Source organism: Yoonia maritima, assembly GCF_002933395.1.
GTDB lineage: Bacteria > Pseudomonadota > Alphaproteobacteria > Rhodobacterales > Rhodobacteraceae > Yoonia > Yoonia maritima_A.
This window is the reverse complement of the sequence record NZ_PKFN01000011.1, coordinates 53,847-66,105: the sequence shown is the minus strand read 5'-3', so window position 1 is coordinate 66,105 and position 12,259 is coordinate 53,847. Positions and strand designations below refer to the sequence as shown.

The 12,259-nt window shown below is 53.2% G+C and carries 10 protein-coding genes; 9 read left to right on the top strand and 1 reads right to left on the bottom strand.

The window, feature by feature from the left end; genetic code table 11:
* Positions 1–76: 76 nt before the first annotated feature.
* The 7 genes from CYQ09_RS15165 (at position 77) to urtE (ending at position 7,509) form a co-directional block, all read left to right on the top strand.
* Complete coding sequence (locus CYQ09_RS15165) at positions 77–439, top strand: hypothetical protein (protein ID WP_106746245.1); 363 nt, start codon at positions 77–79, stop codon at positions 437–439.
* 36 nt (positions 440–475) lie between these two features.
* Positions 476–1,255: a hypothetical protein gene (locus CYQ09_RS15160; protein WP_106746244.1), complete on the top strand. Its 780-nt coding sequence runs from the start codon at positions 476–478 to the stop codon at positions 1,253–1,255.
* Between the two features lie 364 nt (positions 1,256–1,619).
* The gene (gene urtA / locus CYQ09_RS15155; RefSeq protein ID WP_106746243.1) at positions 1,620–2,909 is read left to right on the top strand and encodes an urea ABC transporter substrate-binding protein; all 1,290 of its coding nucleotides are present in this window, start codon (positions 1,620–1,622) and stop codon (positions 2,907–2,909) included.
* A gap of 62 nt (positions 2,910–2,971) precedes the next feature.
* A complete protein-coding gene (urtB, locus tag CYQ09_RS15150) occupies positions 2,972–4,906 on the top strand; it encodes an urea ABC transporter permease subunit UrtB (RefSeq protein WP_106746242.1) in 1,935 nt (644 codons plus the stop codon).
* A 4-nt stretch (positions 4,907–4,910) separates the two neighbouring features.
* Positions 4,911–6,074 carry an urea ABC transporter permease subunit UrtC gene (urtC, locus tag CYQ09_RS15145; protein ID WP_106746241.1) on the top strand — a complete coding sequence of 388 codons (1,164 nt, stop codon included), beginning with the start codon at positions 4,911–4,913 and terminating at the stop codon, positions 6,072–6,074.
* Positions 6,071–6,814, top strand: coding sequence for an urea ABC transporter ATP-binding protein UrtD (gene urtD / locus CYQ09_RS15140; RefSeq protein WP_106746240.1), 744 nt, complete (start codon positions 6,071–6,073; stop codon positions 6,812–6,814). Before urtC ends, urtD begins: the two co-directional genes overlap by 4 nt.
* Positions 6,814–7,509 carry an urea ABC transporter ATP-binding subunit UrtE gene (gene urtE, locus CYQ09_RS15135; protein WP_106746239.1) on the top strand — a complete coding sequence of 232 codons (696 nt, stop codon included), beginning with the start codon at positions 6,814–6,816 and terminating at the stop codon, positions 7,507–7,509. The genes urtD and urtE overlap by 1 nt, the downstream gene beginning before the upstream one ends.
* A gap of 160 nt (positions 7,510–7,669) precedes the next feature.
* Here the strand turns inward: urtE and CYQ09_RS15130 are convergent, their stop codons facing one another.
* Positions 7,670–10,231, bottom strand: coding sequence for a PKD domain-containing protein (locus tag CYQ09_RS15130; RefSeq protein WP_162617697.1), 2,562 nt, complete (start codon positions 10,229–10,231; stop codon positions 7,670–7,672).
* Between the two features lie 207 nt (positions 10,232–10,438).
* On the opposite strand from CYQ09_RS15130, the gene CYQ09_RS15125 reads away from it, so the two are divergent.
* Together CYQ09_RS15125 and CYQ09_RS15120 are read left to right on the top strand one after the other, a co-directional pair.
* Positions 10,439–10,948, top strand: coding sequence for a tail fiber protein (locus CYQ09_RS15125; RefSeq protein ID WP_106746402.1), 510 nt, complete (start codon positions 10,439–10,441; stop codon positions 10,946–10,948).
* A gap of 102 nt (positions 10,949–11,050) precedes the next feature.
* The gene (locus CYQ09_RS15120) at positions 11,051–12,259 is read left to right on the top strand and encodes a DUF4331 family protein (RefSeq protein WP_106746237.1); all 1,209 of its coding nucleotides are present in this window, start codon (positions 11,051–11,053) and stop codon (positions 12,257–12,259) included.

The window sequence follows — 12,259 nt, the reverse complement described above, 5'->3', positions numbered from 1 at the left end:
ATTTGATAGGCTTTCACATATGGCTGTTTTGACGTAGTCAGTCAGATATCAACGAAAAATTAGCGGGCCAACACTCATGGTTGTGGACGATCTAGATGCATTGCAGGAAAAATTCGCGGCATGCGACACTATCGCCTTTGCGGATTTATCGACACAGATGATTCTTGTCACGAATTCAGCGTCTTCGCTTCCGCGCGAGGGGCTTGATAACCTGTGCGCTGAAGCTGCGTTAACGATGGGCACCAAGCGGCAGCAATTCCTTGGCACTGAGCCAAGCGCGAGCGCCGTCGTCGCTAGTCGCGGCCAAGTACGTCTATTTCTACGTGCCAAATCCGAACCAAATGATGTGCTATGCTGCGTGAGCTCCTCAGATCTTGATATCAATGCATTTTTGGCAGATGCACAGCCACTTCTTGAACGGCTCAGTACCGGTGGATGAGCAGAATGAACTTTTTTTTAAGCAAAGGCCGCAATCGTGAGTGACACGTCAACTATCGCAAACAAACTCGCGGCGCTTCTGTCTGAACATGAAATTTATGTCGGTGGTGCGCGCATTATTTCGCAAAGCGGTGGGCCGACTCCGCTTGCAGCCCTTTTGAACGAAATAGATGCGACCGTGTTGGAGCGCACGCTTGTTTTTAGCATCGATGATGTAACCGTAAGCATGATCGTTGCAGGTCGTCGCTTGCGTGGCTTGATCGACGTATCAGGTAATCTCCCCGAAGCAGAAAGCGTTATTGGGAACGTGCTATCGCGCGACGAACCCGAAACGCTGCAAGCGGCTGGCGATCTTATGATGTTGCTTTGCGCATCAGCAAGCCAAGTCACTGTACGCAGTTTGCCATCACAGCCATTTGGCACAAGCGCGGAAGCTGGCATATCGGCATCGGGGCTGGCTAAACTTTGGCATATTGATCTCGACGCAAAACCAGTCGCACTGATCGAACGCTTTCTTGCCGCACATTCTAACGACATGACGGCGTATCTATACGTTTCAAACGGCGATGTTGCGAAAACCGTTGGCGATGTAGCAATGCTTGATGCACTTTGGAGCACACAGATCGCAACATTCAGAAAACGCCATCGTTCCGTTCTTCCCCAAAACGAAGGGCCACGGCTAATCTGTTTGAACGAACCTTTGGGTGAGAACACAACAGTTGCCGTAGCGATCGACGGGAATGACGTTGGCCTATTCAGCTACAAGCCCAGTCAAATGCCAAAAATTGTATCTGCTTGGACTTTAGCTTTGGGTTAGCCCAATTCTAGTAGCCCCCTGCCCCTGATATAAGCACACGAAAGATCGCATGAATGCGACCCGATGCAGTGCTAAACCGACAAATGCCTTTTGTGTCTATATTTTACGCAAAAGACGCGACTTTTGGCGTTTATTCTTGCACACCCTCGCAACTGCTGGGTTATTCAGCGATGCACCGAGGACTCTGCCCAATTCACAGCCTACTTAAATGATCGTCTGGATCAGACATCAATCGCCGCGCAACGGGCCTTCTTGGCAGAACCTCCCGCCGCGCGACTACAACAACACTGTTGTGGGCCCGCTATAACTTTGGCTTTTGCCAAAAACTAGGGCACCGCGACAACGAAACGGGGACATTGTTTCGATGAAATTTAATAAATCACTCAGCGCTTCTATTTTTGCGGGCCTTTTGGCCAGCACAAGCATGGTTGCCGCCCAAGATTGCGCCGAACCGATCAAAGTCGGTGTTTTGCATTCGTTATCAGGCTCTATGGCCATTTCTGAAACTACACTAAAAGACGCAATGCTTATGCTGGTCGAACAGCAAAACGCAGCTGGCGGTCTTTTGGGCTGTGAAATCGAAGCTGTGGTCGTTGACCCGGCATCTGACTGGCCACTGTTCGCTGAAAAAGCACGCGAACTGCTGACCGTATCCGAAGTCGACGTTATTTTCGGTAACTGGACATCGGTTTCTCGTAAATCCGTATTACCTGTAATCGAAGAACTGAACGGCTTGCTGTTCTACCCTGTACAATACGAAGGCGAAGAATCCTCGCGTAACGTATTCTACACCGGCGCGGCACCGAACCAGCAAGCGATTCCAGCGACGGACTACTTCCTTGAAGAGCTTGGCGTTGAAAAATTCGCGCTGTTGGGTACAGACTATGTTTACCCACGTACGACCAACAACATTCTCGAAGCATACCTGATCGATAACGGTATCGCTGAAGAAGATATCTTTGTGAACTATACACCATTTGGTCACTCTGACTGGGCAACAATCGTTGCTGACGTTGTTGCGCTTGGCGAAGACGGCAAGCAGGTTGGCGTGATTTCCACCATCAACGGCGACGCAAACATCGGCTTCTACAAAGAGCTGGCTGCTGCTGGCGTTTCTGCTGACGACATCCCTGTCGTTGCATTCTCGGTCGGTGAAGAAGAGCTGTCTGGCTTGGACACGTCCAACCTAGTCGGTCACTTGGCTGCTTGGAACTACTTCCAATCTGCTGAAAGCGACGCGAACACTGACTTCATCGCGGCATGGAAAGCATTCGCTGGCGAAGATCGCGTCACCAACGACCCAATGGAAGCCCACTATATCGGTTTCAACATGTGGGTGAACGCGGTCGAGGCTGCCGGCACAACTGACGTCGACGCTGTTCGTGACGCAATGTACGGTCAGGAATTCCCGAACCTGACAGGCGGTACAGCCGTCATGCTGCCAAACCACCACTTGGCAAAGCCAGTTCTGATCGGCGAAATCCAAGCCGACGGCCAGTTCGACATCATCAGCCAGACTTCCGAAGTTCCGGGCGATGCATGGACAGACTTCTTGCCTGAATCAGCGGTTCTTAAGTCTGATTGGCAGGAACTGGGTTGCGGCATGTACAATGTCGAAACTGAAAGCTGCGTTCAGCTGACTTCAAACTACTAAGCTTTTCAATCAGGCGCGGACCCCTTCCGCGCCTGACCATTTTTGAATTCCGAAAGACCCTCATGCCCCGCGTCTTAATTTTGCTCGCCTTGCTGTTGGGCTTTTCGCCTGCGGCTCAGGCTCAAGAGCTTCAAACCCTGCTACAACCCCATGCCCAAGAGGTCGCGAAACCCGGCCGCCGCACAGTTGGCACAGTGCTGGATGACCTCGCCAGTTCGGGCATTCCGCAAGTCGCGACGTTTCTAGAGGAATGGCAGGATAAATCTGTCTGGCAAAGCCCCGAAGGTCTGTTCTTTATTGCAGACGAAGACGGCGACAACCTGATCCTCACGGATATTGATAGCGGTGTAGAAACGACCGCCCCCTCTGACGGTTTTACACAGCTTAAGCCCAACGGCGGCGTTCGTCGTGTTATTGGAACCGCTCTTGTCCAGTTTCAATTGATGGACCCGGACCTTAACCGCCGGACAACAGCCGTCGCATCCATCGCCCGGCGCCCAGAGGCAAGCCAGCTTGCCCCGCTGCTTGGTTCAATTGATGGCGAAGAAGACCCCACATTAAAGGCCCGGAAAATTCAGCTCGCGAATTTCCTATCGGCGAGCTTTGCTGAGGAACCCACAGACCGCATTGCAGCCATCAGCAGCTTATCCACTGATGTCAGTGTCGAGGCACGCGCGGTATTGAACCAAATCTTAACCACACGCCCTGCACTGGCCGAAGAACTGCCAACTGACGTCAATGTCGCCCGTGTCCTGAACCCCGGCGAAGACATGTCGTTAGATGCCGCATACGAACTGCTGGTCGCTGATGACCTTGCCGCCCCACGTACTGATGCGGACACGATCAAGGCGGCACTTGCATCCAACATTATCAACGGTCGCGTTGGCGATGTGCCTGTCGCGCAACTGGGCACCACAGCCAACCGCAACCGCGCCTACGCACAGCTAGCCCATTCCGGTACGGTTCCACCGCTTGTGACCGACACAGACCGCGATGCAGCGCTTGCGAAATTCACCTTCTTTGAAATTTATGACGAGGCCGACACAGCAATCACCGATGCCGCGACGACCGCACTTGCATCAGTTGAAACACGCGTTGCCGTTGGTCAGTCAGCCGACCTAGCACTTGATGCACTTTCACTGGCTTCGATCTATTTTCTGGCGGCCATTGGGCTTGCGATCACCTTCGGCGTTATGGGCGTCATCAACATGGCCCACGGCGAATTCATTATGATGGGTGCCTATACGGGCTATGTCGTGCAGCTGTTCATCCCCAGCTACACGGCGTCTATCATTATCGCGCTACCGCTTGCCTTTGCCGTTACCTTTGCAGCCGGTGTCGCAATGGAGCGTCTAGTGATCCGTCACCTATACCACCGCCCACTGGAAACACTGCTGGCGACATTCGGCATTTCAATCGCGCTACAACAACTGGCCAAAAATATCTTTGGCACCCAAGCACGCCCCCTAACCTCTCCTGCGTGGTTGGACGGCGCATGGGTATTCAACGATGTGGTTCAGATCAGCTATATCCGTATCGCGATTTTCGTACTCGCGGTGATCTTCCTATTCCTGATCTTGTTCGTCCTGAAACGCACGCGGCTTGGGCTAGAGGTACGTGCAGTCACCCAAAACCCTGGCATGGCCGCATCCATGGGGATCAACCCTGACCGGATCAACATGCTGACCTTCGGACTTGGCTCTGGGATCGCGGGGATCGCAGGTGTTGCGATTGGGCTATACGCCAAGGTCACATCCGAGATGGGTGCCGATTATATCGTGCAGTCGTTCATGACCGTGGTTGTCGGCGGTGTTGGGAATGTCTGGGGCACGCTTGCGGGTGCTTCGCTAATTGGGTTCCTGCAAAAAGGGATCGAATGGCTGAACCCGTCCAACACCTTGGCCGCGCAGACCTACATGATCCTGTTTATCATTCTCTTTATCCAGTTCCGACCCAAAGGCATCGTTGCGCTTAAGGGCCGGGCAGCGGCGGATTAATCAAATGAACAAAAGCTTCTTAATGCGCAATCCGTCGACACTTTGGTTCTTGCTGGGGCTTAGCCTCTTTACCATCGTCGTTACCATTCTATCCGACGCCGGCCTTGGGGTCATGTCCACGTCATTCGTGAAAACGCTGGGTAAGACACTATGCCTATGCCTGATCGCGGTCGCGATGGATGTGGTCTGGGGATATTGCGGTATCCTAAGCCTGGGGCATTTCGCGTTCTTCGGGATTGGCGGCTATGCCGTTGGTATGTGGCTCATGTACGCGCGGACAGAAGGGATCGTGCTCGACAGCCTAGCAACACAAACCATCCCCCCAACCGCGCAAGAGGTCACCGATGCTATCGGCAACCAAATCTTTGGCGTTGTGGGTAGTTCTGAATTTCCGATGATCTGGGCGTTCTCTGACAGCTTGTTCCTTCAGCTGTTAATGGTCGTGCTTGTGCCGGGGTTACTCGCGCTCGTCTTCGGTTGGCTCGCGTTCCGCAGCCGGGTCACAGGCGTTTATCTGTCGATCCTGACCCAAGCGATGACGCTGGCCCTTTCCTTGTACCTGTTCCAAAATGATAGTGGATTGCGCGGAAATAACGGACTGTCCGGGCTCCAAAATATTCCGGGTTTTGAGAATACACCACAATCAACGATCTCACTCGCATTCTTTTACGCATCCGCATCGGCCGTAGCGCTAGGTTACGTGCTGTTCGCTTGGGTCACATCCGGCAAAATGGGCAGCGTGATTAAAGCGATCAGAGACAATGAATCGCGCGTGCGCTTTCTTGGATATCACGTCGAAAGCTACAAACTGTTCGTATTCACGATCACGGCGGTCGTGGCAGCCATCGCGGGCGCGCTATATTACCCGCAGGCAGGCATCATTAACCCCGCCGAAATCGCGCCGATCGCATCCATCTATCTGGCTGTCTGGGTCGCGATTGGCGGGCGTGGGCGGCTATACGGCGCGGTCATCGGTGCTGCCTTCGTATCGCTGCTGTCAAGCTGGTTCACTGGCGGTGGCGCACCAGCCATCCCACTTGGGTTTTACACGATCCAATGGACCGACTGGTGGCTCGTCTTACTGGGCCTGTCGTTCGTCGCGGTCACCTTATACGCGCCAAAGGGCATCGGCGGATTGTTTGATTATCTGGTGAGGAAACCATCATGAGCACGCTTTTAGAAGTCGACGGTGTGTCGGTTAGCTTTGATGGCTTTCGCGCGATCAACAACCTGTCCATCCAAATCGGCGAACCTGAATTGCGCGCGGTGATCGGCCCGAACGGCGCAGGTAAAACGACCTTTATGGATATTATCACGGGCAAGACAAAGCCGGATGAAGGGCGCGTCACATGGGGTGATCGCAACATATCTTTGCTTGGCATGTCAGAAAGCGAGATCGCGATGGAAGGGATCGGGCGTAAATTTCAAAAGCCCACTGTCTTTGAAGACCAAACCGTGCGCGAAAACCTTGCGATGGCATTGCATAACCCCCGCGGTCCATTCGCAGTGCTATTTTATAAAAAAACCCAAGAAGGCGCAAAACGGATCAAAGAAATCGCGACCGAAATTGGCCTATCCGATAGTCTGACACGCCGCGCAGGCGAATTAAGCCATGGTCAAAAACAATGGCTCGAGATCGGGATGCTGCTTGCCCAAGATCCACGCCTTTTGCTCGTCGATGAACCCGCCGCTGGAATGACAACTGCGGAACGCGAACTGACAACTGACCTGTTAAAACGCGCGGCCAAGACGCGTGCGGTTGTGGTGGTTGAACATGACATGGAATTCGTGCGCCGCCTTGATTGCAAAGTCACCGTGCTGCACGAAGGATCGGTTCTTGCCGAAGGGTCGCTTGATCACGTGACCGCCGACCAAACCGTTATCGATGTGTATCTGGGACGCCAATAATGCTGAACGTTGAAAACCTGACCCTGCATTACGGGCAAAGCCAGATCCTGCATGGCATCACGCTGAATGCACCCGTTGGCGAAGTGACCGCTGTGATGGGTACGAACGGTGTCGGCAAAACCAGCCTGCTCAAGGCGATATCTGGCCGCCACCCCTACACCGATGGCACGTTGGCGGTTGGTGATCAGCAGCTTAATCATCCATCCGCATTCACGGCCGCCCGTGCAGGCATTGCCTACGTCCCGCAAGGCCGAGAGATTTTCCCGCTGATGTCTGTCCAAGAAAACCTCGAAACTGCCTTTGCCTGCCTTCCTAAGGATGAACGTTTTATTCCCGAAGAGATTTTCCAGCTCTTCCCGGTCCTATTGGACATGAAAGCAAGACGCGGCGGTGACCTGTCTGGCGGTCAGCAACAACAGTTGGCTATCGCACGTGCACTGATCACGCGACCTAAGGTCTTACTGCTGGATGAACCGACCGAAGGCATCCAACCAAACGTGATTCAGCAAATCGGACGTACGATCAGCCTACTTCGCGAACAAGGAAATATGGCGATCGTATTGGTTGAACAAAACTTTGACTTTGCTTACGGACTAGCCGATCATTTTGTTGTTATGACACGCGGCGAAGTCAAACGCCGCGCCGACAAAGCAGATATTACCCCCGAAGCCATGCTGGAAGAGCTTGCGCTATAATTGGGGTCATAAACGGAAAACCTCATTAGAAAATACAGCCGTTGCCAAGTCGCCATTCATTTCCCAAATGGCCAGTGCTGATACAAAATTTTTTATATCAAATATAGAAAAAGAACGCCCCACATCTGGGGCGTTCTTAAAATCGCTCTTAAACCTAGGTTTAAAACTTCACCTCATAGACAATGCCGCCACCGTAGGTCTCGTTGTTGGTTTCGCCCAATCCGTCGTAGAAAAGATCGGCTGAAAGCGTTGCACCTGACGAAAGCATGAACACTGTCCCAACATCCACGCCCCATAGGGTGCTTTTGTCAGTCGCACCTGCTGTTCGTGTCTTGGAAAACGCAGTGTTCACACCTGACGTCAACAGAACATCCACTGCCTCGAACGCAAGTGGGTATTCAAAGCCAAGACCAAGGGTCGCTTGCGTCATCGTAACGTCCTGCGCTGGTACTGTGTTATCCGCGCTGTCAACATATTCATGTTGTTCATCAAGAAGATAAAGCACATCAACTGACGGGATCATCACAAGACCGCTGTCAAACGCGACACTGCCTTCGACACCAATGGTGGTTAACGTACGCGTGCTTTCGAAATCATCTGTAGGAAGCCCTGTCAGAGTGATTTCATTTTGCGCGTTCCCACGTAGCACGCTCGCTGAGAATACCATAGGTTGCTCAGGAAGCTTTCCAACTAGGTATGGCCCCACCAGATAACCACGGCTTTCGATCGACGCATTGGTTTGTGTGGCTTCACTACGATCAACCTGCGCCATTGCCCCTATGATCATCGTGTCCGTTTTTACAACATGTGAGCCAAGGCTCAGGTGTGCATAAGATTGCGTGTCGCCATCTTCGTCGCTCCAAAGCCCCATGACATTTGCCCATACCCGAGTATCTAGTCCGGTTGCAAAATCAAGATGCGCGCGTGTCGATGTCCCGTTTGCGTTGAAACGCCCCCGGCTACCGCCCATAAACGCAGAGAGCTTTGGCTGCGCACGTGACAGCAACCGACCACGTTGGACAAAGAAGTTGCCGATTTCCTCAGTTGCGACCCGAACAATCTCTGCCGCGATTTGAACCTGCGCTGAGCTATCGTTCTGATTTCCAGACGCATCCGTAACCGCGTTTGATTTCACCTGAACAACAACAGAGCTCGTTTTAGCAGATGGCGTAATCTGCACAGTATAGTCAGCACCGGCACCTGACAGGCTGGTTACCGAACCATGCTGCACATCAAGATCGTCAGCTGCAAACCCCTCAACCGGCTCTGAGAATGTAACTGAGAGCGAGAATGGCGAAACGCCATCATGCGATTCCGGCATACCTGACAGGGTCACACTCGGGTTCGTACTGTCGATTGGCGCCGCAACCGTTACTGTCACCGTTGACGCGGTCGAGTTATCGATCCCGTCGTTCACTGTCAGTGAGAACGTCAGCACAACATCCGCATCACCAGCCGCCAAAGTCGGCGCGGTAAAGCTTGGGCTTGCGGCTGTCGCATCAGACAGGGTCACTGCTGGCGTGCCGATTTGGCTCCAGGCGTAGGTCAACGTCTGACCCGCATCCTGCGCATCTGACCCCGTGCCATCCAGCGTCACGCTCGCACCAGAGGCCACATTCTGCGCCGTACCCGCATCCGCTGTCGGCGCGGTGTTCGCTGGTGCGGCAACCGTCACTGTCACTGTCGACGCGGTCGAATTATCGATCCCGTCGTTCACTGTCAGAGAGAACGTCAGCACAACATCCGCATCACCAGCCGCCAAAGTCGGCGCGGTAAAGCTTGGGCTTGCGGCTGTCGCATCAGACAGGGTCACTGCTGGCGTGCCGATTTGGCTCCAGGCGTAGGTCAACGTCTGACCCGCATCCTGCGCATCTGACCCCGTGCCATCCAGCGTCACGCTCGCACCAGAGGCCACATTCTGCGCCGTACCCGCATCCGCTGTCGGCGCGGTGTTCGCTGGCGCCGCAACCGTTACTGTCACCGTTGACGCGGTCGAGTTATCGATCCCGTCGTTCACTGTCAGAGAGAACGTCAGCACAACATCCGCATCACCAGCCGCCAAAGTCGGCGCGGTAAAGCTTGGGCTTGCGGCTGTCGCATCAGACAGGGTCACTGCTGGCGTGCCGATTTGGCTCCAGGCGTAGGTCAGCGTCTGACCCGCATCCTGCGCGTCCGATCCGGACCCATCCAGCGTCACCGCCGCACCCGAGGCCACATTCTGCGCCGTACCCGCATCCGCTGTTGGCGCGGTGTTCGCTGGTGCGGCAACGCGTGTATTTACCAAAGCGGTGGAGGAAGCACCCTTAATTCCAATTTCATAATCGTAGACGGTGCCGCCATGGGTGCCGCGAAACCGCACCCCCATAAAGTCATCACTTGCGAAGGTCCCGTTAGCACCATCAGATACAAAATTCTGAATATTTGAGATACCGCATGTCGATTCGATTGATGCTGAAGTGATATCACCAGGCCAAGCGGAAATATTCCCACCAAACCAATAGTTGCTTCCTGACGAACCGCCATTACCTGAAAAATTGACCTGCGCCTCCTGAAACCCAACGTCATAGTATGGGTTAAAATTACAACTTCCTGCCGTGACACCCACAGGTTTTATCACCTCGTCGACAAAAACCCCGCCACCAAGCGCCAAGGCGCTTTTGGGTAGTATCGACAAAAACAACATAAGAGTTAATACGAGAGCTCTTGAGACAATATGAGGCACTGGTGAATCCAATCGAGTATTCTGGCGCATGGCGCGGTGATTTGCTTTTGTTCGAAAATACTGTTTTGGATTTTCATTTCCGTGCCCTGGGGCACAGAATCGAAAAACGCGAATTGATTGATTGAAGAAAGAAACGAACGGGATCGCCGTGAGTTCGATTCAACTGACATGCAATCAGATACGATTGCGAAATTCGGAGTTACCGTAATGGAACCATTTATTGCTCAAATCATGCTTTTTGGTGGAAATTTCGCACCACGCGGCTGGGCGTTTTGTGACGGGCAACTCTTGCCTATTTCATCCAATTCAGCACTCTTTAGCATACTTGGCACGACCTACGGCGGTGACGGTCGTTCGACATTTGCGCTGCCTGATTTGCGTGGTCGCGCACCAATTCACGCAGGATCGGGTCCTGGCCTTTCACCACGCGTGATCGGTCAGCGCGTCGGCATTGAAGACGTGACCTTAGTTGAATCACAGATTCCACCGCACAACCACAGCCTGAACTTTGTGAATGTCCCTGCCGACAATGACCGCCCAACTGGTGACTACCTCGCGCGATCAACAGCATACACTGCAACAACAACGCCGACTTCACAGTTAGCCGCAGGTAGCATTAGCAATGCAGGCGGTGGCCAGCAGCACGAGAACATGCAGCCGAGTCTTGTGATTAATTACATTATCGCACTTCAGGGTATCTTCCCGTCGCGCAGCTAATGTCACAGCGTTAATTTACCTTCTTAAAAAGGGGTAAATATATGGGCGAACCTAATCTTTTCATTTAGGTTCGCTCGTAAATACATTTCCGAGGAAGACAAAATGAGCACGCGAAATACGTTATTTTCTGTTGCAGCGATCTGTGGTGGAATCTGCACCACCGCAGCGATCGCATCGGATCACCGTGATGCGCCTTATACGCAATTAAACCCGATGTCTGATATCGGGGACAGCTTTATATTTCGTGGTGCGCAAACTGGTGGACTGACGATGTCCTTCACACTGAACCCCTTGTCAGGCAGCGGCGCGCCGGGCACGCTTGGCTCTGACGAAATCAAGCTTGATCCAAAGCTGATCTACATGTTCAAACTGGACACTGATGATGATGCGATAGCCGACATTGTCTACAAAGTCCGTGTTCATGACATTGATGGCGAAGCACAGCGCCAACGGCTTGAACTGCGGCGCGCAACGGGCGACGACGCGCGATCAAACCGTTGGGACGGTGAAGATGTTGGTGAAGGTTTCACAACTGCGCTGAACCACACATTAGAAGTCACCACCGGCACAAACGGTGAGCTTTTGTTTGTTGGTCCACGGCGTGACCCATTCTTCTTTGATTTCACGACCGTTCAGGCGCCAGCGGCACTTGCCATTAAGCAAGCACTGGCAGGAGGCGACCACCTACCTGCGGCACCGACCTCAATCGGCGCATTTGGTGTTTCAGATATGACCCTGATCACGCTAGAAGTACCCGAATTGGCCGATCAAAAACTGAACTATTGGGTCGTCGTCGCTGACGAAGACGGTCATGCCGTTGATCGTATGGGGCGCGCTGGTGTTCAGGGTATATTCTTTGTGGATCCGCCGGTTGGGTACAACCCCAACCGCTATTTGCCTGTCGATAGATCCTATGAGACCGTCGGCGCGTTCAACGATGCCTATAATGCGACCTCCCCAGCTGAAGGCATTGCTAAGTTTGGCGATCAGTTTAAATTCAGCTTCGAACGGCTTGAGGTCGAAGACGCCCAACTTGATGACATCGTCGATTTTTACAGTCGTGATATGATCCTTTGGAACCCATCAGAGCCCGCAGGTTACCCCAACGGACGTAGCTTTGCCGAGGATGCAATTTATTGGACGATCGCGGACGTGAACCCGTTCTTTTACGCCGACCCGACGAGCTTCCTCCCTCGGAGTTCGGACCAAGACCTGAACCTTGACAAGTTCCCGTATGCTGCGCCATCATTTAACCAAGCATGGAAACCCGGTGTGCCTGTTCGCCCAGTTGCACCAATATACATGGATTGA